Source organism: Burkholderia sp. 22PA0099 (genome assembly GCF_047497165.1).
Classification (GTDB): Bacteria; Pseudomonadota; Gammaproteobacteria; order Burkholderiales; family Burkholderiaceae; genus Burkholderia.
This window is the reverse complement of record NZ_CP163165.1, coordinates 3,730,106-3,752,504: the sequence shown is the minus strand read 5'-3', so window position 1 is coordinate 3,752,504 and position 22,399 is coordinate 3,730,106. Positions and strand designations below refer to the sequence as shown.

At 68.8% G+C, this 22,399-nt stretch carries 18 protein-coding genes; 8 read left to right on the top strand and 10 right to left on the bottom strand.

Translation table 11 applies throughout. The annotated features are described in order from the left end of the window. Window positions 1-9: 9 nt before the first annotated feature. Window positions 10-819 carry an EAL domain-containing protein gene (locus tag AB4851_RS32035; RefSeq protein ID WP_414450265.1) on the bottom strand — a complete coding sequence of 270 codons (810 nt, stop codon included), beginning with the start codon at window positions 817-819 and terminating at the stop codon, window positions 10-12. Between the two features lie 373 nt (window positions 820-1,192). On the opposite strand from AB4851_RS32035, the gene AB4851_RS32030 reads away from it, so the two are divergent. After that, entirely contained in the window at window positions 1,193-2,533 is a 1,341-nt protein-coding gene (locus AB4851_RS32030) for an MFS transporter (RefSeq protein WP_414450264.1), read from the top strand. A 279-nt stretch (window positions 2,534-2,812) separates the two neighbouring features. On the opposite strand, the gene AB4851_RS32025 is transcribed toward AB4851_RS32030, so the two are convergent. From AB4851_RS32025 to AB4851_RS32010, 4 genes are all read right to left on the bottom strand, one after another. After that, a complete protein-coding gene (locus AB4851_RS32025) occupies window positions 2,813-3,964 on the bottom strand; it encodes an MFS transporter (RefSeq protein WP_414450263.1) in 1,152 nt (383 codons plus the stop codon). Window positions 3,965-4,161: 197 nt separating this feature from the next. After that, window positions 4,162-5,331 carry an MFS transporter gene (locus tag AB4851_RS32020; protein ID WP_414450262.1) on the bottom strand — a complete coding sequence of 390 codons (1,170 nt, stop codon included), beginning with the start codon at window positions 5,329-5,331 and terminating at the stop codon, window positions 4,162-4,164. A gap of 191 nt (window positions 5,332-5,522) precedes the next feature. After that, on the bottom strand, window positions 5,523-6,170 hold the full coding sequence (bluB, locus tag AB4851_RS32015; protein ID WP_414450261.1) for a 5,6-dimethylbenzimidazole synthase: 648 nt from the start codon (window positions 6,168-6,170) through the stop codon (window positions 5,523-5,525). Between the two features lie 174 nt (window positions 6,171-6,344). Next, on the bottom strand, window positions 6,345-7,316 hold the full coding sequence (locus AB4851_RS32010; RefSeq protein WP_414450260.1) for a LysR family transcriptional regulator: 972 nt from the start codon (window positions 7,314-7,316) through the stop codon (window positions 6,345-6,347). A gap of 553 nt (window positions 7,317-7,869) precedes the next feature. Between AB4851_RS32010 and AB4851_RS32005 the strand changes: the two genes are divergently transcribed. Then, on the top strand, window positions 7,870-9,081 hold the full coding sequence (locus AB4851_RS32005; protein ID WP_414450259.1) for a pyridoxal-phosphate-dependent aminotransferase family protein: 1,212 nt from the start codon (window positions 7,870-7,872) through the stop codon (window positions 9,079-9,081). 81 nt (window positions 9,082-9,162) lie between these two features. On the opposite strand, the gene AB4851_RS32000 is transcribed toward AB4851_RS32005, so the two are convergent. Then, window positions 9,163-10,380 (bottom strand): MFS transporter, encoded by a 1,218-nt coding sequence (locus AB4851_RS32000; RefSeq protein WP_414450258.1) that lies wholly within the window; start codon window positions 10,378-10,380, stop codon window positions 9,163-9,165. 53 nt (window positions 10,381-10,433) lie between these two features. Here AB4851_RS32000 and xdhA point away from each other — a divergent pair, with 53 nt between their 5' ends. The 5 genes from xdhA (at window position 10,434) to AB4851_RS31975 (ending at window position 16,759) form a co-directional block, all read left to right on the top strand. Continuing rightward, the gene (gene xdhA, locus AB4851_RS31995) at window positions 10,434-12,266 is read left to right on the top strand and encodes a xanthine dehydrogenase small subunit (protein ID WP_414450257.1); all 1,833 of its coding nucleotides are present in this window, start codon (window positions 10,434-10,436) and stop codon (window positions 12,264-12,266) included. 23 nt (window positions 12,267-12,289) lie between these two features. Next, the gene (gene xdhB, locus AB4851_RS31990; RefSeq protein WP_414450256.1) at window positions 12,290-14,701 is read left to right on the top strand and encodes a xanthine dehydrogenase molybdopterin binding subunit; all 2,412 of its coding nucleotides are present in this window, start codon (window positions 12,290-12,292) and stop codon (window positions 14,699-14,701) included. Window positions 14,702-14,705: 4 nt separating this feature from the next. After that, window positions 14,706-15,284, top strand: a complete 579-nt coding sequence (xdhC, locus tag AB4851_RS31985) for a xanthine dehydrogenase accessory protein XdhC (protein ID WP_414444062.1) — start codon at window positions 14,706-14,708, stop codon at window positions 15,282-15,284. Between the two features lie 127 nt (window positions 15,285-15,411). Beyond that, window positions 15,412-16,218 carry a substrate-binding domain-containing protein gene (locus AB4851_RS31980; protein ID WP_414450255.1) on the top strand — a complete coding sequence of 269 codons (807 nt, stop codon included), beginning with the start codon at window positions 15,412-15,414 and terminating at the stop codon, window positions 16,216-16,218. Window positions 16,219-16,324: 106 nt separating this feature from the next. After that, complete coding sequence (locus AB4851_RS31975) at window positions 16,325-16,759, top strand: polyketide cyclase (protein WP_414450254.1); 435 nt, start codon at window positions 16,325-16,327, stop codon at window positions 16,757-16,759. Between the two features lie 22 nt (window positions 16,760-16,781). Here the strand turns inward: AB4851_RS31975 and AB4851_RS31970 are convergent, their stop codons facing one another. The 3 genes from AB4851_RS31970 to AB4851_RS31960 all read right to left on the bottom strand — a co-directional run bounded on the left by AB4851_RS31970 (window position 16,782) and on the right by AB4851_RS31960 (window position 20,121). After that, window positions 16,782-17,756: a LysR family transcriptional regulator gene (locus AB4851_RS31970; protein ID WP_414450253.1), complete on the bottom strand. Its 975-nt coding sequence runs from the start codon at window positions 17,754-17,756 to the stop codon at window positions 16,782-16,784. Between the two features lie 87 nt (window positions 17,757-17,843). Continuing rightward, window positions 17,844-18,482, bottom strand: a complete 639-nt coding sequence (locus tag AB4851_RS31965; protein ID WP_414450252.1) for a 2-hydroxychromene-2-carboxylate isomerase — start codon at window positions 18,480-18,482, stop codon at window positions 17,844-17,846. Between the two features lie 100 nt (window positions 18,483-18,582). Continuing rightward, on the bottom strand, window positions 18,583-20,121 hold the full coding sequence (locus AB4851_RS31960) for a TAXI family TRAP transporter solute-binding subunit (RefSeq protein WP_414450251.1): 1,539 nt from the start codon (window positions 20,119-20,121) through the stop codon (window positions 18,583-18,585). A gap of 437 nt (window positions 20,122-20,558) precedes the next feature. Between AB4851_RS31960 and AB4851_RS31955 the strand changes: the two genes are divergently transcribed. After that, a complete protein-coding gene (locus AB4851_RS31955) occupies window positions 20,559-20,924 on the top strand; it encodes a BON domain-containing protein (protein WP_414450250.1) in 366 nt (121 codons plus the stop codon). Between the two features lie 99 nt (window positions 20,925-21,023). On the opposite strand, the gene AB4851_RS31950 is transcribed toward AB4851_RS31955, so the two are convergent. Further along, a complete protein-coding gene (locus tag AB4851_RS31950; protein ID WP_414444069.1) occupies window positions 21,024-21,812 on the bottom strand; it encodes a sulfite exporter TauE/SafE family protein in 789 nt (262 codons plus the stop codon). Between the last annotated feature and the right edge of the window lie 587 nt (window positions 21,813-22,399).

The following is a 22,399-nucleotide window of genomic DNA, read 5'->3' as shown; positions in this document are numbered from 1 at the left end:
CAGCAGCGCTCAGACGTGCGCGGGCTGCGCGAACACCGGCCCCTGCATGAGCCGCACGTCGTACTGGCGCAGCAGCGAGAACTGCGTTTCATCGGATACCTGATCAAAGATGATCGGCACCTTCATGCGCTGCGCATAGCCGACCAGCGCCTTCACCATGCCGTCGCGCAACGCGACCGTGGCATCCATCTTGATGTAGTCCGGGCGGGCCAGCTCCGATTCGACCGCGAGAATGCGCCCCGGATCGGGCAGCTTGTCGGCCACCTTGAAGCCGTGATGCTGATAGCTCTTGGTCAGATAGCCGACGAACGTCTTGTGCGCGACGGCGGCGGCCGGCAGCTCGATCACGACGCGTTCGGGGTTGATGCCGAACTGGCGCAACACGGCGCCGAAATGCTTGCCGTGATCGTACTTAACGCTCTTGAGCAGCCGCTCGTGCACCCGCAGGAACAGCAAGCCGTGACGCTGCGCGCCGAAGAAGTTGATCGCGTGGAGCGCGCGCGAGAGCCGGTCGAACTCGACCAGCAGCGTGTCTTCGCCGATCGCCTCGAACGGATCGAGCGGTATTTCGCTTTCCGAACTGAGCACCGCCTGGAATCCGAGCTCGTCGCCGTAGCGCTCGATCGCATCGGCGAACGACGAGGATTGCGGCGCGCCGGGCATCGTCACGTCGTAGATCGGTTGATAGGTACTGCCAAGCGTGATGCCGGACAGCGTGGCGATGGCCGCGTTGCCGCCCGGGGCCAGCGCGAGATGCTCGCGCAGATAAGGCCGGGCGCCGGCGCGTTCGACCAGTTCGGGGATGGTGAGCGGGATCATGGTGGGATTGGATAGGCAAACGGAGCGAAGCGGCCCGAGTACCTCAAGGATAGTAGCAGTGCCGGCAAGGTGCAGTTCGGCGTTTTGGTCATATGGATATCGACCGGGCACGGCGGGCGAGGGCGGGATCAGGGTATACAGCGGTTACGTTATGGGAAATTGGTTTTACCATTCGTAACGTTGCGCGCGGGCGGTGGCCGCCTGTGCCGTATCGCATGCCCTGCATGCCCCGCATGTCCGAGAGACGACACCACCGGAGACGCCCGATGCCCCGATTTCAGCCCGTCACCCTGCCCAGCCGTGGCCTGCCTCGTACGATCGCCGTCGCTGAATCGATATCGGCATCGCTGCACGTCTTGGCCGGAGCCGCGCGATGAGCGCCGCGCGCACGCTTGAAGTCGATCGCGTGATCGAGGACACGCGGCGGCCCGGCTTCCACGCGCTGCTGCTGGTGCTGTGCGGCGCCTGCCTTGTCATCGATGGTTTCGACGCGCAGGCGATGGGCTATGTCGCGCCGAGCGTGATCGCCGAATGGGGGGCGAAATCCGCGCTGGGCCCGGTGTTCAGCGCGAGTTTGTTCGGCATGCTGATCGGTGCGCTGGGGCTGTCGGTGCTGGCCGACCGGATCGGCCGCCGGCCGGTGCTGATCGGCTCGACGCTGTTTTTCGCGCTGACCATGCTCGCCACGCCGTTCGTCTCCACCATCCCGACGCTGATCGCGCTGCGCTTCGTCACGGGGCTCGGCCTCGGCTGCATCATGCCGAACGCGATGGCGCTGGTCGGCGAGTTCAGCCCGGCCGCGCACCGCGTCAAGCGGATGATGGTCGTGTCGTGCGGCTTCACGCTCGGTGCGGCGCTGGGCGGCTTCATCAGCGCCGCGCTGATCCCGGCGTTCGGCTGGCGCGCGGTGTTCTTCACGGGCGGCGCGGTGCCGCTCGTGCTGGCGCTGGCCATGCTCGCGTGGCTGCCCGAATCGCTGCAGTTCCTGGTGCTGAAGGGCCGTGTCGAGCGCGCCCGTGCCTGGCTGGCCGGCTTCGCGCCGAGCCTGGCGGTCGACGCGCAAACGCGCCTGGTGGTGCGCGAGCCGGCCACCGACGGCGCGCCCGTCGCCGAGCTGTTCCGTGCCGGCCGCCTGCCCGTCACGCTGCTGCTGTGGGCGATCAGCTTCATGAACCTGATCGATCTGTACTTCCTGTCGAACTGGCTGCCGACCGTGATGCGCGACGCCGGTTATGCGTCGTCGACCGCCGTGATCGTCGGCACGGCGTTGCAGACGGGCGGTGTGGTCGGCACCTTGCTGCTCGGCAGCCTGATCGAGCGCTTCGGCTTCGTGCGCGTGCTGTTCGTCTGCTTTCTCGGCGCGGCCGTGTCGGTGGGCGCGATCGGCGCGGTGGCGGGCGCGCTGCCGTGGCTGCTTGCGGTGGTGTTCGCGGGAGGATTCTGCGTGGTCGGCGGCCAGCCGGCCGTCAATGCGCTGGCCGGGCAGTTCTATCCGACCGCGCTGCGTTCGACCGGCATCGGCTGGAGCCTCGGGATCGGTCGGATCGGCTCGGTGCTCGGGCCGCTGGTCGGCGGGCAACTGATCGCGCTGAACTGGAGCAATGCGTCGCTGTTCCATGCCGCGGCGCTGCCGGTGCTGGCCTCGGCGCTGTTCGTGCTGGGGCTCGGCGTTGCCACGCGTGGGCGTGGGCCGCAGGCGCGGCAGGTGGCTTGAGGCGGTTGGAGATGGCTTGAAGTGAAGCGCTCCGGGTGCCGTTTGTGCCGGTGCTGGCCGCAGGCAATTCATGCTGTCGGAGCTTGCTGGAGACGAAGCGCTTGGCGCTGTTCGAGCTGAGGTTCGGCGTGCGGGTTGACGCCGTTGAACGTTGTTCAAGGCGAAGCACTCGCTTTTACCCGAAGCAGGGCAATCGGCCAGCCGCCCTGGCCGATGAGCTTCGCCGAGGCGCTCGCCCGCGACGCATGACAACGGCGTCCGGCTCAAGCGCCGCCGTCCTCAGACGCCGCGCCGCCGCTCCCACAACGCGGCCATCACGAACGCGAGCGCCGCGGCCACCATCACGCCGACCAGTGCATCGCTGCCCCAGGCGTTCATCAGCGAGCCGGCCACGATCGGGCCGCCGAAGCTCGCCGCGCTCCACGACGCCGACACCAGCGAACTGGCCGTGACGAGCGCCGCGCCGCGGAAGCGCTCGCCGCACGCGACGATCGACAGCGTATAGGTGCTGCCCGCCGCCGCGCCGATCACGAACAGCAGCGGCCAGCACAGCCACGGGTTCGTGATGACCAGCGGCAACAGCGGCAACAACAGCGTCACGACGATGCCCGCGCCGAGATGCACGCGCGCGCGTCCGAGCTTGTCGGCCAGCCAGCCGATCGGGAACTGCATGGTGGTATCGCCGAGCAGTGTGATGGACGCCAGCAGCACGGCCACGCCGCTCGCCACGCCGCGCTCGATCCCGTAGATCGGCAGCAGCGACAGCGCCAGCGTGTCGAACAGCGCGAAGAACGCGGTGCCGACGATCAGCGCCGGCATCAGCGGCAGCACGCGCCGCCAATGATCGTGCTCGGCCTCGCCGTGATGCGGCTCGCTCGCGCCGGGCGGGCGGCGGATCGCGGCCAGGGCCGGCAGCGCCAGCAGGAACAGCGCACCGCACAGCGCGAAGCGCGTGCTGTCGAGATCGGCGATCCGGCTGACCAGCACCGGGCCGGCCATCTGGAACAGCGTGAAGTTGGTGGCGTAGATGGCGACTACGCGGCCGCGCGTGGCGTCGTTGGCCAGTTCGTTGACCCAGGCCTCGCCGATCGTGAACAACAGCATCAAGGCCGCGCCGCACAGTGCGCGCAGCACGGCCCAGATGACGAGATCGGCGGTGGCCTGCATCGCGGCGGTGGCCGCGGCGACTGTCAGCACCGACACGACGATCGATTCGCGCGCGCCGAAGCGGCGCGTGAGCCAGGTGACGAACGGCACGATCGCCAGGCCGCCCCCCGCTTGCGCGGCGGTCAGCATGCCGACCACGCCGGTGCCGTGGCCCGATTCGGTCAGCGCGAGCGCGGTCAGCGGCAAGGTCGCGCCGGTGCCGAGGCCGACCACCGCGACGCTGAGGATCAGTGCCAGGAAATCGCGGGTAAGGATGGTTTTCATTGGCCGAGATGCTACACCGGGCGCGGCTTTACGGCCATGATGCGGGTCGTGCCGGCGGCGTTGCCGGGCGGGATGTCGGCGCCATCCTTACCGTCGGCCGGTGCGTTGCGAGCGTGAGGCCGGTGAAGCCTGTGTGGCCGGAGCGGCAGGTGAGGCAGGTTGGGGAGGTGCGGCGGATGCCGCCGCCGGTGCGCTGCTCAGGCCAGCGTCGACGGTCCCGCGAACGGCCGGCGTTCGAGCGAGGCCGACCAAAGCGTCAGCGCCAGCGCGCCGAGCGCCATCATTACGCCCACCCAGGGCAGTTGCGTGAGCGGCATGCCCGCGCCGATCGCCATGCCGCCGAGCCAGGCGCCGGTGGCGTTGCCGAGGTTGAAGGCGCCCTGGTTCAGCGTCGAGGCGAGGTTCGGCGCCTCGCTGGCGCGATCGACGATCAGGATCTGCGCGATCGGCACGATGGCGAATGCGAGCACGCCCCACAGGAAAATCGTCACGAGCGCGGGGATCGGCAGGTGCATGGTGCTGCCGAACACCACCTGCACGAGCCCGATCAGCGCGAGCGTGACGATCAGCGACGGCATCCGGCGCCAGTCGGCCAGCTTGCCGCCGATCGTGCCGCCCACCGTCAGGCCGAGGCCGAACAGCAGCAGCACCAGTGTGACTTCGTGCGGCGAGAAGTGCGTGACGTCTTCGAGGATCGGCGTGATGTAGGTGAACACCGAGAACAGGCTGGCCGAGGCGAGCACGCTGATGCCGAGCACCATCAGCACCTGCGGATTGCGCATCACGCGGAATTCGCGCGCGATGCTGGTGGAGGGCATCTCGAGCCGGCGCGGCAGGCACAGCGCGAGCGCGCCGGCTGCGGCCACGCCGATCGCCGTCACGGCCCAGAACGTCGAGCGCCAGCCGAACGCCTGGCCCAGCGCGGTGCCGAGCGGCACGCCGAGCACGTTGGCCAGCGTGAGGCCGGTGAACATCAGCGCGATCGCCTGCGCGCGGCGGTTCGGTGCGACCAGGCTGCTGGCCACCACCGAGCCGATCCCGAAGAACGCGCCATGGCAGAACGCCGTCACCACGCGCGCCGCCATCAGCAGGCCGTAGTTGGGGGCGATCGCGCACAGCAGGTTGCCGGCGATGAACACGCCGATCAGGCCGAGCAGCGCCTGGCGGCGCGGCATTTTCGCGGTGACGACGGCGAGGATCGGCGCGCCGATCGTGACGCCGAGCGCATAACCCGACACCAGCATGCCGGCGGCCGGGATCGACACGCCGAGATCGAGCGCGACGTTGGGCAGCAAGCCCATGATGACGAATTCGGTGGTACCGATTCCAAACGCGGCGATGGCGAGGGCGAGGAGCGGCAACGGCATGGAGAGGTCCGGGGCTAACGGGCCGGATTCTGGCGTCGCGGGATGCGGCGCGCGGGCGATCGGGCAGGGATAGCCGCGATTCTAGCTTGGTAAAAACCCTGATAAATGGGGCTGGAAATGCTGTGGCGTCTGCGCGACGCAAAGGCGGCCGAGGCTGCGTGAGCCGGCCGATCCTGCCCCTGTTCGGCCTGTCAGGCGGCCGGCGCGCTGCCCCAGCCGTTTTCGAACACGCAATCCTCCACGGGCACGCGCTCGGCCCATTGCGCTTCCTCCAGCATCGGCCGCGTGTAGAACGCATCGACATGGCCGAGACACAGCACGGCGATCGGCTTGGCGCCGTCGGGCATGCCGAGCAATTCGCGCAGCGCGTCGACGTCGAACAGCGACACCCAGCCCATGCCGAGCCCTTCGGCGCGCGCCGCGAGCCACATGTTCTGGATCGCGCAGGCGGCCGAGGCGAGATCCATCTCGGGCAGCGTGCGGCGACCGAACACGTGGCGCTCGCGGTCGTCGCCGAGCGCGACCACCAGGATCTCGCCGCATTCGCGGATGCCCTCGACCTTCAGCCGCATGAATTCGTCCTGACGCTCGCCGAGCGCGTCGGCGGTGGCGCGTCGTTCGGTGTCGACCAGCGCGTGGATGCGCTCGCGCAGCGGCCGGCTCGTGATGCGGATGAAGCGCCACGGCTGCATGAAGCCGACGCTCGGCGCGTGATGCGCGGCGCGGATCAGCCGCGCGAGCACGGCCGGGTCGACGGGTTCGGAGGTGAAATGGCGCATGTCGCGCCGCTCGAAAATCGCGCGGTAGACGGCGGCGATCGAGGAATCGTCGAAACGCATGGGGAGGCTGTCGGGGCTGCTGGACCGCCGGGGGCGGCGGCCGGAGCCGGCACGATAACAGATACCGCGCCAATGCAGCGCCGCAAGGGGCGCGGCGGGAATGCGACGTACGGGGGAGGGGGCGGAAGGCTGCGCCACCGGCCGGCCGAGCAGGGCCGGCGGCGGCGCGTGGGCTTACTGCAGGCCGGTGACGACGTCGCCGCGTTCATCCACCGCATCGTGGACGTAGCCGTAGCGGCCGTTCGAGCGCGGGCCGAAGTGGTAGAGCGCGTGCTCGACGAAGCTGCGCGTGCGGGCCGGCACGAACTGGCGGTTCGGATAGACCACGGCCAGTTGCGCATCGGTGTCGTCGATCCGGTAATCGGCCAGCAGCCGCACCAGCTCGCCGCGCGAGATCGCGTCGGCCACGAAGCTCTCGGGCAGCATCGCGATGCCCGAGCCGGCCAGCGCGGCGGCGCGCACCAGCCAGGCGTCGTTGATCGTGTAGGCCGGCTGCAGCGTGACCAGGTGCGCGAAGCGGCCGGCGTCGAGGAAGCGCCAGGTGAAGCCGTGCGCCGCCAGCGGCAGCGCGACGGCCGCATGGCGGGCCAGCTCGTCGGGGCGGTGCGGCTCGCCGTGCTGTTCGAGGTAGCCGGGCGAGGCCACCGCGATGAACGGATCGGGCGCCAGGGCGTGGCTGATCAGCGCCTCGCCGTCGTCCACCTTGCGGCCCGCGACGATCGCGGCGTCGAACGACGTGTCGAGCCCGTCGATCGGGCTTTCGGCGATGGTCAGTTGCACGCGCACCTTCGGATACTGGCGGCGGAACCCGTCGATCAGCGGCGTGAGCCGTTGCGGCGACAACGAACCGGACACGGCGATCCGCAAGGTGCCGACCGGCTCGCGGATGGTGTGCGCCACCGATGCCTCGAGATGATCGAATTCCTCGAGCAGCGCGCGGCAGCCGTCGAGATAGCGCGTGCCGGCCTCGGTCAGCGAGAGGTTGCGCGTGGTGCGGTGGATCAGCCGAGTGTCGAGGTGCGTCTCGAGCATCGCGATCGAACGCGTGACGAGCGCATTGGACACGCCCAGCTTGCGCGCCGCTTGCCGAAAGCTTTGTAGCTCGGCGACGCAGACGAACACCCTCATGGTTTGGATCTGGTTCATAGCTTTGTCGGCCCGTTCGATGATTGTGCTTGTGTGTGCCGTGTCGTGGTGCCCGTCAAACGCTGTCGGATCAGCCCGGGTGAATTATCTAATACGCACGGCTCGGTAAATTGTTCAATAAAGTGGTTAAGTCAGTCAACCGATTAATTCGACAAATTTGCCGGTATTTTTAACAGGTTGGCGCCGATAAAGCGTCACCTATGCAATCGAATAAATTGGTTAAGTTGATGAATTCAATGAGTTTTATTTTTTATTTGGCCAATTTTGGCGACCTGAAAAATTTTCTTTTTTGTCTGTATTTTGGAATTCACGGAATCGAAAATTCCGAATGTCACGGAACAAAAAATGCCTGATCCATCTGCCGCCTCGGTCGCGCGGCAGGTGAGCAAATAAATCGGCTTCGATCCATTCGGTTAATCCCGCACGACGCGCGGCACCGGCTGCGCCGTATGGCCGATTGGCCAGGGGGCTTGCGTGCGGGGCCGGTTCGCGGAATGATCGACGGTTCCGGTGCGCCCGCACCCTGTCTCAACGCTCCCGCTCCTGCCCGCCCATGCCCCATAACGACTATTCGCCGATCCCCTGTCCCGTCGTGGTTCCGCTCGACGCGATCCTTCCCGAGGAACCGCTGCTGATGATGGGGGCCGGCCCCGTGCCGATCCCGGCCGCGGTTGCCAAGGCGAATGCGATCGTGATCAACCACCTCGGCGCGACGATGGCGAAGATCATCGAGCAGGTGAAGGAGATGGCGCGTTATGTGTTCCAGACCCGCACGAAATGGGTGCTCGGCGTGGCCGGCCCCGGCTCGGCGGCCATGGAAATGGCGATCTCGAACCTGGCCTGGCGCGGCACGCGCGTGCTGTCGATCCGCAACGGCTTCTTCAGCGCGCGGATGGCCGAGATGGCGATCCGGATCGGTGCCGACGTGCGTTATCTCGACGTGCCCGATCGCGAGGCCGCCAGCCTGGAAGCCGTGGCCGAGGCGATCGCGCGCGAGCAGCCCGAGATCGTCACGATCGTGCACGGCGAAACCTCGAACACGGTCTGGAACCGGCACCTGAAGGAGATCGCGGCGCTGGCCAAGGCGGCCGGCGCGCTGGTGGTGGTCGATGCCGTGTGCACGCTGTCCACCATGCCGCTCGACATGGATGCCTGGGGTATCGATGCGGTCATCACGGGCGGGCAGAAAGGCTTGTCGTCGATTCCGGGCGTGTCGCTGATCGCGTTCTCGGACGCCGCCTGGACGCGCATGAAGCAGCGCCCCGAGCCGAACGCGCACTGGTGCCTCGACATGTCGCTGGCCGAGAATTTCTGGCACAACGCCGGTTATCACTACACGGCGCCGGTGTCGGGCGTGCTGGCGTTGCACGAGGCGCTGCGGCTGGTGTGCCAGGAAACGCTGGAAAGCCGCTACGCGCGCCATCAGCGCTGCGCCGTGGCGCTGCAGGCCGGCGTCGCCGCAATGGGGCTCGAACTCTATACGCCGGAAGAATGCCGGCTCAATTCGGTGGTCGGCATCCGCGTGCCGGAAGGGCTGACGCCCGGCCTCATCTGCGGGCACATCTCCCAGCATCACCAGGTCGAGATCTCGGGTTCGTTCGGGCTGCCGATCGTGCGGATCGGCCAGATGGGCGAGCAATGCCGGGAACACAATTTGTTCCGCACGCTGCACGCGTTCGGCCGCACGATGGTGGATCTGAAGGTGCCGGTCGACCTGTCGGGCGGGGTGGCCGCGCTGGAGCAGGCGCTGTCGAACCGGTTGTAGGAAGGAGGGGCGGCCGCGTCTGCCGCCCAGGTCATTCAGCCGCTTGCCGCGCGGGCGGGCGCCCGCGCGCGAAGTTGAACCTCAGGCCGCCGCGCCGGTTTGCGCGCCGGTGCGGTTCTGACGCTGATAGAGCATCAGCGAGATCACCACGCCCGCCGCGGCCGCCACGGCCGCGAACAGGAACACCTGCGGATAGCCGAACTCCCCGGCCACGTAGCCGGCCAGCGGGCCGGTGATGCCGAGCGACAGATCCAGGAACACCGAATAGGCCGACAGCGCCGCGCCGCGGCTGGCCGGCGGCACCAGCGATACGGCCTCCACGCCGAGCGCCGGGAAGATCAGCGCGAAGCCGAAGCCGGTCAGCGCGGCGCCGGCCAGCGCGACGTGCGGTACCGGCGCGAGCCACAGCAGCAGCAGGCCCAGGCACTCCACCACGAACGAGACGATCGCGACGCGGAACCCGCCGTAATGCTTGATGGTGTTCGCGAACAGCAGGCGCGAGCCGATGAACAACACCCCGAACACCGTCAGCGACAGCGCCGCGTTCGGCCAGTGGCGCGCGGCGTAATAGAGCGCGATGAACGTCGAGATCGAGCCGAACCCGGCCGAGCCGAGCGCGAGGCCGATGCCGTGCGGCAGCACGCGCGTGAACACGCTGGCGTACGACATCCGTTCACCGTGCACGAGCGGCACCGGTGCGAGGCGCAGCGCGAACCAGTAGCCGATCGCCGCCAGCGCCACCATCAGCACGCCGAGCAGCGCCGCATTGACCGAGTGCGCGATCGCCACGCCGAGCGGGGCGCCGATCGCCAGCGCGCCGTAGGTGGCGATGCCGTTCCACGAAATCACGCGCGCATTGTTGGTCACGCCGACCCGGCCGATCCCCCAGAGGATCGCGCCCGTGCCGCACAGGCTTTCGCCCACGCCGAGCACCAGCCGGCTGGCCAGCAGCAGCACCAGGCTGACGGCCGGCCAGCGCACGAACAGCAGCGCCACCAGCAGCAGCACGCCGCTCGCGCCGCAGCCGAGCAAGCCGCGCAGCACGGTGCGCTTCGGGCCGAGCGTGTCGGCGCAGCGCCCGGCCAGCGGCCGCGAGGCCAGCGTCGCCAGGTATTGCACGCTGATCGCCGCGCCGGCCACCACGGCCGACAGCCCCAATTCCTCGTGCACGAAACCCGGCAATACCGCGAGCGGCAGGCCAATCGTCAGATAACAGACAAAGGTGAACGAGACGACGGACAGGATTTGCAGGGTCGTCGAGAACCCGCTGCGCGGGGTCGAAGCAGAATCGGAGGACATGGGCGAAATCGGCGGGGACGGAACAGCGCGTCAGTAGAAACCCGAATTGTTGCATGGAACGCCGTTCCGTGCAGGTACCGTTTAGTTCATCCGACGAATGCTGTGGCGTGTCTGCTGCGTCCCGATATGGGCGAGCCAGTATGAGCCGCATGCGATTCGGGCTATGGGTTGCGATTTTCGGCGGTGTTAGCTTGCGAATCATCGACCCGACCCGAGCGCCGGCCGGCCGTATGCTGTGGCCAGGCCCGCGCCGCCGGGTTCCCCGCGAATTCAACCAGCGACACCCGATGAGCCAGCCGATCCGTTTCCATCACCGTCAGGCGATCCGCGAAGTCAGCGGCGCCGACGTGACCCGTACCGTTCTTCAGTATCTGCGCGAGGACGCGCACTGCACCGGCACCAAGGAGGGCTGCGCCGAAGGCGACTGCGGCGCCTGCACCGTGGTGCTCGGCGAGCTGACGCCGTCCGGCGGCGTCGAGTTCAAGGCCGTCAACGCGTGCATCCAGTTCCTGCCGACGCTCGACGGCCGCGCGCTGTTCACCGTGGAGGACCTGCGCCAGCCCGGCGGCGCGCTGCATCCGGTGCAGCAGGCGATGGTCGATTGCCACGGCTCGCAGTGCGGGTTCTGCACGCCGGGTTTCGTGATGTCGATGTGGGCGTTGTACGAGAAGGCCGGCTTCGAGACGGCGGCGCGCAACATGATTCCGATCGTGCCGGACAGCAGTACGTCGGGCCCGTGCACGCCGCCCGCCGCGCCGTCGCGCGAGGCGATCGCCGACGCGCTGACCGGCAACCTGTGTCGCTGCACCGGCTACCGGCCGATCGTCGATGCGGCCGAGCAGATGTTCGGCATGCCGCCGCCGGCCGCGCCGCTCGATCGCGCCGCGCTGGCCCGCACGCTCGCCGCACTGCATCGCGACGACACGTTCCACTACGCACACGCCGGCCGCAGCTTCGATGCGCCGCGCAGCATCGAGGCGCTGGCCGCGCTGCGCGCCGCGAAGCCGCAGGCACGCCTGCTGGCCGGCAGCACCGACGTCGGCCTGTGGGTCACCAAGCAGTTGCGCGACCTCGGCGACGTGATCTATCTGGGCCAGGTTGCCGCGCTGCGCGAGATCGCCGAGGCCGACGGCTGGCTGGAGATCGGCGCGGGCGTGACGGTCGAGCGGGCCTACGCGGCGCTGGCCGTGCATTACCCCGAACTGACCGAGATGTGGCGGCGCTTCGCCTCGCTGCCGATCCGCAACGCGGGCACGCTCGGCGGCAACGTCGCGAACGGTTCGCCGATCGGCGATTCGATGCCGGGGCTGATCGCGCTCGGCGCGCATGTGGTGCTGCGCGGCCCCGACGCCACGCGCGAGCTGCCGCTCGAAGCGCTCTACCTCGCCTATCAGAAGAAGGACATGGCGCCCGACGAATTCGTCGCCGCGCTGCGCGTGCCGCTGCGCACCGGCGCGCGCGCGAACCTGCAATTCCGCACCTATAAACTTTCGAAGCGCTTCGATTCGGATATCTCGGCGGTTTGCGCGGCGTTCTCGTTCATCGCCGACGGCGACACGATCCGCGAACCGCGCATCGCGTTCGGCGGCATGGCCGCCACGCCCAAGCGCGGCGCGCACACCGAGGCCGCGCTCGACGGCGCGCGCTGGCACGAAGCCACCGCGCAGGCCGCGATGCAGGCGCTCGAACGCGATTACGCGCCGCTGTCCGACATGCGCGCGACCGGCGCCTACCGGCTCGATGCCGCGCGCAACCTGCTCTACCGGTTCTGGCTCGAAACGCGCACCGATGCGCCGCTCGCGAGCACCGCGCTGAACGTGCGCTGCGTGGCGGCGGCGTCGCCTTCGCCTTCGTCCGAACCTTCGCCGGCATCGGCCGGCCGCTGACCCTGGAATCCGGAGCCCTCACCATGAATCAGCAAGCCGAACCGTTCCTCCAGGATCTCGAGTTCCGTCAGGTCCATGTCTCGCTGCCGCACGAATCCGCGCATCTGCATGTGAGCGGCCGCGCCACCTATACCGACGACATCCCGGTCATGGCCGGCACGCTGCACGCCGCGCTGGGCCTGAGCACGCAGGCGCACGCGCGCATCGTCGCCACCGATTTCGAGGCCGTGCGCGCCATGCCCGGCGTGGTCGCGGTGTTCACCGCCGAGGACATTCCCGGCGTCAACGATTGCGGCCCGATCATCCACGACGATCCGATCCTGGCCGACGGCCTCGTGCAGTTCGTCGGCCAGCCGGTGTTCATCGTCGTGGCGACTTCTCACGACACGGCGCGGCGCGCGGCGCGCCTCGCGAAGATCGACTACGCGCCGCTGCCCGCGATCCTGACCGCCCAGGCCGCGCGCGCGGCCGAATCGTACGTGCTGCCGCCGATGCGGCTGGCGCGCGGCGATGCGGCGGCCAAGGCCGCCGCCGCCGCGTTCCGCGACGCGGGCGAGATGACGCTCGGCGGCCAGGAGCAGTTCTATCTCGAAGGGCAGATCGCCTACGCGGTGCCGAAGGACGACGACGGCATGCATGTCTATTGCTCGACGCAGCACCCGAGCGAGATGCAGCACCTGGTGGCGCACGCGCTCGGCGTGGCCTCGCACAACGTGCTGATCGAGTGCCGGCGCATGGGCGGCGGCTTCGGCGGCAAGGAATCGCAGTCGGGCATCTTCGCGTGCTGCGCGGCTGTCGCGGCGTGGAAGCTGCTGTGTCCGGTCAAGCTGCGCCCCGATCGCGACGACGACATGATGATCACCGGCAAGCGCCACGATTTCCATTACCGCTACGAGGTCGGCTACGACGCGAGCGGCCGGATCGACGGCGTGTCGGTCGACATGACCTCGCGCTGCGGCTTCTCGGCCGACCTGTCCGGCCCGGTGATGACGCGTGCCGTCTGCCATTTCGACAACGCGTACTGGCTGCCCGACGTATCGATCGCGGGCCATTGCGGCAAGACCCACACGCAATCGAACACCGCGTTTCGCGGCTTTGGCGGGCCGCAGGGCGCGTTCGCGATCGAGTACATCGTCGACAACGTGGCGCGCTCGCTCGGGCTCGACCCGCTCGACGTGCGCTACCGCAATCTCTACGGCAAGGACGACAACAACGTCACGCCCTACGGCCAGACCATCGAGGACAACGTGCTGCACGCGCTGCTCGGCGAGTTGGAGGCGACCAGCGGCTACCGCGCGCGCCGCCGCGCCGTGCGCGAATTCAACGCGGCCAACCCGGTGCTGAAGAAGGGCATCGCGATCACGCCGGTCAAGTTCGGCATCGCGTTCAACGTCGCCCACTTCAATCAGGCCGGCGCGCTCGTGCACATCTACACCGACGGCTCGATCCTCGTGAACCACGGCGGAACCGAGATGGGGCAGGGGCTCAACACCAAGGTGGCGCAGGTGGTGGCGCATGAGCTGGGCGTCGCGTTCGGCCGCGTGCGCGTGACGGCCACCGATACGAGCAAGGTGGCGAATACCTCGGCCACCGCGGCCTCCACCGGCTCCGACCTGAACGGCAAGGCCGCGCAGGATGCGGCGCGGCAATTGCGCGAGCGGCTCGCGGCGTTCGCGGCCGAGAAGCTCGGCGAGGGCAGCGTGAGCGCCGCCGAGGTGCGCTTCGCCGACGATCGCGTGTGGGTCGGCGCTCAGGCGCTGCCGTTCGGCGAGGTGGTCGCGAAGGCATACCTGGCGCGCGTGCAGCTGTGGTCGGACGGTTTTTACGCCACGCCGAAGCTGTATTGGGATCAGGCCAAGCTGCAGGGCCGGCCGTTTTTCTACTACGCGTACGGCGCGGCTGTCAGCGAGGTGGTGATCGATACGCTGACGGGCGAGATGCGCGTGCTGCGCGTCGATGCGCTGCACGACGTGGGTGCGTCGCTGAACCCCGCGCTCGACAAGGGGCAGGTGGAGGGCGCGTTCATTCAGGGGATGGGCTGGCTCACGACCGAGGAGCTGTGGTGGAACGACGGCGGCAAGCTGATGACGCACGCGCCGTCCACCTACAAGATCCCGACCGTCAACGACACGCCGCCCGAATTCCACGTGAACCTGTTCCGCAACCGCAACGTGGAAGACAGCATCCACCGCTCGAAGGCGGTCGGCGAGCCGCCGCTGCTGTTGCCGTTCTCGGTGTTCTTCGCGGTGCGCGACGCGGTGGCCGCGGTGGGCGACTACCGTGTGCAGCCGCCGCTCGAAGCGCCGGCCACCGGAGAATCGATCCTTCGGGCGGTGCAGGCCGTGCGGGCGGCCGCTTCGGCGCAAGCCGCTGAAGCCACGCAAGCCACGCAAGCCACGCAAGCCACGCAAGCGGCTCAACCTCCGGAGGCATGACGCGATGCGGCCGATTCCGTCGTCGATTCAGGTCGGGCGCCGGCGCGAGCCGGCCATTGCGTCACGCCCGGCGCCGATGCATGTCGTGCTGTTCGGCGCGGGGCATGTCGGCCATGCGCTCGTCGCGTTGCTCGCGCATCTGCCCTGCGTGGTGCAGTGGGTCGATACGCGCGACGAATGCTTCCCCGACGAGGTGCCCCCGAACGTGCAGCCCGAGCCGACCGACACGCCCGACGTGCTGGTGGACGCCGCGCCGCCCGGTGCGTATTTCCTCGTCATGACGCACAACCACGCGCTCGACTTCGCGCTGGCCGAGCGAATCCTGCGGCGCGAGGATTTCGCGTATTTCGGCATGATCGGCTCGCGCACCAAGCGCGTGCGGTTCGAGCGGCGGCTCGTCGCGCGCGGCGTTGCGGCCGCGCACCTGGCCGACATGGTGTGCCCGATCGGCGTGGGCGGCATCGTCGACAAGGCGCCGGCCGCGATCGCGGTGGCGGTGTGTGCCGAGTTGCTGCAGGCCCGCACCGGCGCGCCGTGCGCGTGGCGCAAACAGGCGGCGGCCGAGGCTGCGCTCGCGCCGTGAACGGCCCTGTGGAATGACATGGCGCGCGCCGCCGCGCAATTCGATCTTTTCAAACGCGGCGCTTTTCGCGAAGATAGCCGGCACTGTTTCCCAACGAGACGGCCCTCGCGGGCCGGCACCGACAACAATGCCGAGACATCTTCCTTCATCGCGCCGCGCCTGCGCTCGCGCCATTCTGCTGGCCGCCGCCCTCGCGGCCGGCGCATTCACCACCGTCGCCCACGCCGTCGAGCTGCACGTCATGAATTCGGGCGGCTTCACGGCCGCCTATCAGCGCCTCGCGCCGAAATTCACCGCCGCCTCGGGCGACACGCTCGACATCATCTACGGCCCGTCGATGGGCGAGACGCCGCAGGCGATCCCGAACCGCCTCGCGCGCGGCGAGCCGGCCGACGTCGTGATCATGGTCGGCTACGCGCTCGACAAGCTGATCGCCGAAGGCAAGGTGCGCGCCGATTCGCGCGTCGAGCTGGCCGATTCGCGGATCGGCGCGGTGGTGCGGGCCGGCGCGCCGGTGCCCGACGTCAGCACGCCCGAGGCGCTGAAGGCCGCGCTGCTGGCCGCGCCGTCGGTGGCCTATTCGGACAGCGCGAGCGGCGTGTATATCGAGCGCGAGCTGTTCGACAAGCTCGGCATCGGCGCGCAACTGAAGCCGAAGGCGACCAAGGTGCCGCGTGTGCCGGTGGCGTCGAAGGTGGCCGACGGCAGCTATGCGCTCGGCTTCCAGCAGGTGGCCGAACTGCTGCCGGTGAAGGGCGTCACGTTCGCCGGGCGGATTCCCGAATCGCTGCAATCGATCACGCGCTATGCGGCCGGCATTCCGGTGAACGCGCCGCATCCCGAAGCGGCGCGCAAGCTGCTCGACTATCTGGCCTCGCCGGCGGCGCGCGCCGATGTGGAAGCGACCGGGCTCGACCCGATCGCGGCGCATTGAGGCGCTGACGTCAGCCACGTTGATTCGAGGCGCCGCTTGGCGCCGTTTCATTGACCCACGATTGCGGCCGCCTCGCGCGGCCGTTCGTTTTCATTCCGGATTCCCGATGACCGATTCGACCTCCACCACCACCGGCACCGCCGACGTGCAAGCCTACTTCGACACGATCATCTCGACCTGCGCCGCAATCGAGGCCTGGCTCGCCGGCACCGCCACCGATGCAGCCTCGCTCGATGCGTTGCTCGCGCAGTTCGCGCCGTGCTTCACGATGGTCGGCACCGACGGCGCGCAGTTCGATCACGCCGGCCTGCGCACGTTGTTCGCGCGGCTGGGCGGCGGCAAGCCGGGGTTGCGCATCACGTTTTCCGCGATGCGCGCGATCGCGAGCTACCCGGGCGGGGCGGCGATCGGCTACGACGAGCATCAGCACGACGCGACGGGCGCGCTGCGCTCGCGCCGCTCGACGGCCGTGCTCGAACGCGAGGCGGCGAGCGGCGCGATCCGCTGGACCCATCTGCAGGAAACGTGGATCGGCGCGTAAGCGCGCCCTTGCCCAGGATGCCTTAGCGTTTTTTGCGTGCTCGCGTGCCGGTCAGCCCGTCGGACACCGATTTCACGAACGCGCCGAGCCAGGCGATGTCGGTCGGCCGGTCAGGCTGCGGATGGGCAAGCTGGTAGCAGAGGATGCGCGGAAACGGCACGGGCGGCTCGGCGATCACGAGCGGCAGCAGTTGCGCGTAGTGTGTCGCGAAGCGGCGCGTGGTGGTGAAGATCAGGTCCGATTGCAGCAGCACCTGCGGCACCACGCCGAAATACGGCAGCGTGGCGACCACCCGGCGTTCGAGTCTGGCGCGCGCCAGGCCGATCTCGATCGCGTTGCGTGCCGCGCCCGTATACGGCGTGGGCGCCAGATGCGCGGCCGCCGCGTAGGCTTCGCGCGTGAGCGGCGCGTGCGCGAGCGGATGCGTGTCGCGCATCAGGCACACCACCGCATCGCGGAACAGCTCGCTGCGCGTGAAGCGCGGCTCCGGCTTCGGCCAGTTCGCGATCACCAGATCGAGCTGGCCCGAATCGAGCGCGCCGGCGTGATCGAGCGCCGGGTTCAGCGAATCGAGCTCCAGATGCGCGAGCGGCGCGGCCTCGCGAAAGCGCGCGATCAGCGTCGGCATGAAGAAATCGTTGAGGTAATCGGGCGCGGCGATCCGGAATGTGCGGCGCGAGCGGGCCGGATCGAAATCGCCGTGCGGCGTGGCGATGAAATCGACGTCGCGCAGCGCGCGTTGTGCGGCATCGAGCAGCGACGCGCCGTATTCGGTCGGCACCATGCCCGACTTGCCGCGCACCAGGATCGGATCGTTGAGAATTTCGCGCAGCCGCCGCAGCGCGGTGCTGATGGCCGGCTGCGTCTGGTTCAGGCGCAGCGCGGCTTGCGTGACGCTGCGCTCCAGCAGCAGCGTGCGCAGCACCCGCACCAGCCAGATATCGAGCGAGGCGGTGCGGGCGTCGGTGGCGTCGAGGTGGGTGGGATCGGGGAGCATCGGCGGTCGGGAGCCGGTCGGGCACATATCGCGCCTACGATACCGGAGCGCGTCGCGCAGGCGGCGCGGCGCGCGCTATCCGGGGTATCAGCGGCGGCCGGGCGGCAGCGCGCTGATTCGCTTCACTTCCTTCGATTCGAGCCAGTTCGGCGTGCGTGCGCAATACAGCACCATCGACAGCGCATCCTCGCCCCAGAACAACTGACGGTTCATCCAGAACGTCGGCACGCCGAACACGCCGAGCGCGATCGCGTCCTGCGTGTTGCGGTCGAACTGCTCGCGGGTGGCGTCGGCGTCGATGCGCGGATCGTCGGCGGCGATGCCGACGCGCTCGCACAGCGCCGCGAAGCCTTCCTCGGTGGTCGGGTCACGCCCTTCGCGCCAGATGAAGCGGAAGATCTCGCGCACCGTCGCGAAATCGGCCGACAGGGCCACCGCGAGCCGCATGATCCGCGACGAATCGAACGGGTGCGCGGGCGGCATGCGGAACGGGATGCCGAGCTGATCGGCGCGGAACAGCGCGTGGCGGTACGTGAAGACGCGCTTGGCCGGCACGTCGTACATCGGGCGCTGGCCCCAGTGATGCTGAAGCACCGGCAGCGAAACCGGCACCGGCTCGAACGGCATGCTCGGCCACTTGTCTTGCTGCTCGAGCAGCAGGTACGTGAACGGCGACAGGAAATCGTAATACCAGCGCGGCTGGCTGGTGTCGTGGCCCACGGTCATCTGGGAATCTCCGGTGGAATGGCGCGGGGCGGCGCGGCCCGCGAGCCGTCATGGTACGCAATGGCGGAGCCGCGTGCAGCAATCGCGGCGAATCGGCCGTTCACGCGTCGCCGGGGTGCGGGCCGGACGGCGCGGGCGGCAGCGCCGTGTCGAGCGCAGCGGCCGCGGCCAGCGCCGCCGCGCCGGTGGCGAGCGGGTGGGCGGCGGCAGGCGTGCCGGAATCGGCCGCGTCACGCGGGGCCGGATTCGGGGAAGGCCGGGCGCCCGCCGCCCCGTCGCGCGCGCCGCGCGTGGCGTCGTCCTGCGTCAGCAAACGCTCGCGCACGAAGCCGATGTGCTCGCGCAACACGTAGAACTGCCCCGCATAGGCAAGCGGCATCTTCATGCGGTTGACGGCGTCTTCCACGTCGTCGAGCTTGTCGAGCAACGCGGCGCGCTCGCGCGGCGACAGCTCGCCGAGCGCACTGCGTTCGAGCGTGATCAGCGCGCCGTACCAGCGGTAGATTCGCGAGCGCACGCGCCAGCCGTACAGCAGCGGCACGAAGCGCAGCCCCGGGATCAGCACCACCACCAGCGGCACCACGATCACCAGCAGCCGGTCGACCAGGCTCGCCACCCAGAACGGCAACTGGCGGTAGAGGAAGGTCTTGCCCGACTTGTAGTAGCGCGCCGCGTCGTCGGACAGCGCGATGCTGCTGTGCGTGACCGGCGACGGGAATTCGCCCGCGCGCTGCAGGATCGTGGCGCGGCCCTGCACCTCGCGCGCGGCCTCGATCAGCAGGTCCGACAGCGCCGGATGCAGCGAATCGCGCGCGATCAGCTCGACGGTGGGCGACAGCGTGTGGATGTCTTCGGCCGGCAGATTGGTGCCGGGGTCGTAGACGCCCATCGGCAGCGTGATGTCGGTCAGGTAGGGCAGGCGGCGCGCGTAGGCGTCGGCTTGCGGGAACGAGTAGAAGCGCACGCCCGGCGCGCGGAACAGCTTGGCCATCACCGGAATCTGGGTCGAATCGCCCGACAGGAACGCCGCGTCGATCTTGCCGTCGATCAGCGCGCGGGCGGCGTCCTCGCCGGCCAGCGGCAGAAGTTGGGTGGCGCCGCCCGGCAGGATGCCGTTCAGCTTCAGCAGCGCCAGGCCGAGCTCGCGCGAGCCGCTGCCGTCCGGGCCGAGTGCGAGGCGCTTGCCGCGAAACTGCGAGAGCCGCTGCACCGGCGCGCCGCGATACAGGATCGCGATCGGCACGTAGCCCACGCTGCCGAGCGAAACCAGTTGATCCGGCGGGGTTTTCTGTTCGAGCCCGCTCTGCACGAACGCGACGTCCACCTCCGCATGCGGATCGAGCAGGCGCTGCAGGTTCTGCGCCGAGCCCTCGGACGGCAGCACGTCGAGCGTGATGCCGTTCTTGGCGAGGATGCGCTTGTACTTCTGCGCGGCCGACCAGTTGGTGCTGCCCGGCGGCCCGGCCGACAGCGTCAGGTGGGTGGGCGGCGCGGGCTGGATCAGCCGGATCGCGAGCCAGATCGCCGCGCCGCCGAGCAGCAGCGCCGGGCCGAACGACATCGCCAGGTCGCGCCACGACACCGTCACGAAGCGGGTGAGGATCGGGTGCGGGCGACGGGAGCGGGGCGTATCGGTCATCGGGGCGGGAGGGGCGGGGCAGGCCGGTTCGGCGCAGGACGTTCAGGCATCCTGAATCGCGACGATGGTAACCGAGTTCGACGGCGGCGAGGCAGGCGGGGCGGGGGATTCGGGAAGGTCCGGATGGCTGCGCGCCACACTCGCGATCCGTAACGCAAAGGCTTTGCGCTTCGCGTGCCGCTGGATTACATTGTGCGACGCAGCCGCGCCTTGTCCGTCGCGGCGCGACCCGGCGCTTCACTTCCAGATCGGGCGCGAGACGGACGAGGCCCGGCAGTCCGGTCAGCCCAGCGCTTGCCGGGCGGACGCAGCGCCTCTCGATTGCTTCGTGGAAATGTCGGCCGGCGGCTCATGCCGTCGGCCGTTTTCTGGGGGTTCACCGGCCACGGTTCGTCAATGAACGAACCTCGCCGGCAATACAAGGACAAGGAGCAAACATGAAGTCGATCGTGTGGAAGGCACTGGGCAGCGCGGTAGTGGCGGCGCTCGTATGCGGCAATGTGTATGCGCAGGCGAGCGATGCGGCCAGCACCGACGCGCCGGCGGCGACCAAGAGCACGTCGAAGGCTGGCGCCAAGACGGCTCGCAAGCAGAACCGCCAGCTCGGCTACGCGGTGCGCAAGGCCATCACGAAGGCCGGCGGCGTCGATGTGTCGAACATCACCGTGCGCTCGAAGGGCGGCGCGATCTCGCTGCAGGGCTCGGTGCCCGACGCATCGCAGATCGACAAGGCCGGCGATGCCGCCAAGGGTGTGAAGGGCGTCACGTCGGTCGACAACAAGCTGACCGTCCAGCAGCAGTAAGGCGCTGGCAGCGCGCGGCGCGGCGGTTTCGCCGCGTTGCGCGCGTTTCCCTCCGGTTTTTCCTCGTTTTTCCCTTTATTTCCCGCCGCCCGTCCGTCCTCAGACGGTGACGAGCTTCAGCCCCACCGCCACCAGCGTGGCGGCCAGCACGTTGCGCAGCAGGCGCTCCGGCGCGCGCGTCGACAGATGGCTGCCGACCACGATGCCCGGCAGCGAGCCGAGCAGCAGCGACACCAGCATCGACCAATCCACCGAGCCGAGCAGCCAGTGGCCCATGCCGGCCACCAGCGTGAGCGGCACCGCGTGCGCGATGTCCGAGCCGACGATGCGCGTGGTCGAGAGCGTGGGATACAGCAACAGCAGCACCGTGACGCCGATCGCGCCCGCGCCGACCGAGGTCAGCGACACCAGCACGCCGAGCACGACGCCGGTCAGCACGGTCAGCGCGACGGTGCGCACCGGGTTCGGCGCGAACGCATGGCGCGAGGCGAACGCGGCCAGTTGCGGGCGGAACACCAGCGCGACCGAGGTCAGCAGCAGCGCCGCGCCGAGCACGATCTGGATCAGCCGGTTGGTGGAGGCCGAGCCGAAGCCGTGCGCGTGCAGCAGCCAGAGCGTGAGCGCCGCGGCCGGCACGCTGCCCGCCGCGAGGCGGCCCGTGATGCGCCAGTCGATCGAGCCTTTCGAGCCGTGCACCAGCGTGCCGGTGGCCTTGGTGGCGGCCGCGTAGAGCAGGTCGGTGCCGACCGCCGTGGCCGGGTGGACGTTGAACAGCAGCACCAGGATCGGCGTCATCAGCGAACCGCCGCCGACGCCGGTCAGGCCTACGAGGAAGCCGACGAACAGGCCGGAAGCGGTGTACAGCAGATCGATATGAGGAAACGACATCGGCTAGGCTCGAAGGGGTGTGCGCGGGACCAAACCCGGCATTGTCGCAAAACTGGCGTCCGGGCGTGGGAATCTCCGTCGGAACGTCGCCGAGCGGGCCGGCAAGGGCATTCGTCAGACCATGAAAAATGATTGCTGCGCGAGCACGGGCAATCGGAATGAATCGGGGATTGCCGCGCAAAGAAAATCGCGCGAGCGATTGAAACGCTCGTATCGAAAATGTTTAAAAAATAATTCGATGCGATTTCGATCGACCCGTCGGGAGGCTTGTCCGGCGTGCGATCGCACGACATCGTTGCGTAATGATTCGGCGCCGGATTGGTGAAAAGCCGACCTGTCATTTCCAATAGGGTGATCGGCATTCGATATTCGCGCCGTTACGGCGATCGTGCGTAACGTTCCATTCGACTGTTACGTTACGCCGGTGAATCGCGACGAATTCCTGGCTGGCCCGCACGATCGCGTGTTGCGGCGCCGTCGTGCACGAACCCCGCCATTCCCGGGGGTTTGTCGGATGTTTGTTCGACGAACCGCGCCGTTGACAATTGGCTTGCCGCACTGGCACGGACCCTGCAATGGACTCAGCC

Excerpts from the sequence above, each read along its gene's own strand:
- AB4851_RS31965 (WP_414450252.1), bottom strand. The coding sequence starts at position 18,482 with ATGACCGTGGGCCACGACACCAGCCAGCCGCGCTGGTATTACGATTTC.
- AB4851_RS31950 (WP_414444069.1), bottom strand. The coding sequence starts at position 21,812 with ATGTCGTTTCCTCATATCGATCTGCTGTACACCGCTTCCGGCCTGTTC.
- AB4851_RS31960 (WP_414450251.1), bottom strand. The coding sequence starts at position 20,121 with ATGACCGATACGCCCCGCTCCCGTCGCCCGCACCCGATCCTCACCCGC.
- AB4851_RS31970 (WP_414450253.1), bottom strand. The coding sequence starts at position 17,756 with ATGCTCCCCGATCCCACCCACCTCGACGCCACCGACGCCCGCACCGCC.
- AB4851_RS31980 (WP_414450255.1), top strand. The coding sequence starts at position 15,412 with ATGCCGAGACATCTTCCTTCATCGCGCCGCGCCTGCGCTCGCGCCATT.
- AB4851_RS32020 (WP_414450262.1), bottom strand. The coding sequence starts at position 5,331 with ATGCCGTTGCCGCTCCTCGCCCTCGCCATCGCCGCGTTTGGAATCGGT.
- AB4851_RS32035 (WP_414450265.1), bottom strand. The coding sequence starts at position 819 with ATGATCCCGCTCACCATCCCCGAACTGGTCGAACGCGCCGGCGCCCGG.
- AB4851_RS31955 (WP_414450250.1), top strand. The coding sequence starts at position 20,559 with ATGAAGTCGATCGTGTGGAAGGCACTGGGCAGCGCGGTAGTGGCGGCG.
- AB4851_RS32025 (WP_414450263.1), bottom strand. The coding sequence starts at position 3,964 with ATGAAAACCATCCTTACCCGCGATTTCCTGGCACTGATCCTCAGCGTC.
- AB4851_RS32000 (WP_414450258.1), bottom strand. The coding sequence starts at position 10,380 with ATGTCCTCCGATTCTGCTTCGACCCCGCGCAGCGGGTTCTCGACGACC.
- bluB (WP_414450261.1), bottom strand. The coding sequence starts at position 6,170 with ATGCGTTTCGACGATTCCTCGATCGCCGCCGTCTACCGCGCGATTTTC.
- xdhB (WP_414450256.1), top strand. The coding sequence starts at position 12,290 with ATGAATCAGCAAGCCGAACCGTTCCTCCAGGATCTCGAGTTCCGTCAG.
- AB4851_RS32005 (WP_414450259.1), top strand. The coding sequence starts at position 7,870 with ATGCCCCATAACGACTATTCGCCGATCCCCTGTCCCGTCGTGGTTCCG.
- AB4851_RS32030 (WP_414450264.1), top strand. The coding sequence starts at position 1,193 with ATGAGCGCCGCGCGCACGCTTGAAGTCGATCGCGTGATCGAGGACACG.
- xdhC (WP_414444062.1), top strand. The coding sequence starts at position 14,706 with ATGCGGCCGATTCCGTCGTCGATTCAGGTCGGGCGCCGGCGCGAGCCG.
- AB4851_RS32010 (WP_414450260.1), bottom strand. The coding sequence starts at position 7,316 with ATGAACCAGATCCAAACCATGAGGGTGTTCGTCTGCGTCGCCGAGCTA.
- xdhA (WP_414450257.1), top strand. The coding sequence starts at position 10,434 with ATGGAACGCCGTTCCGTGCAGGTACCGTTTAGTTCATCCGACGAATGC.
- AB4851_RS31975 (WP_414450254.1), top strand. The coding sequence starts at position 16,325 with ATGACCGATTCGACCTCCACCACCACCGGCACCGCCGACGTGCAAGCC.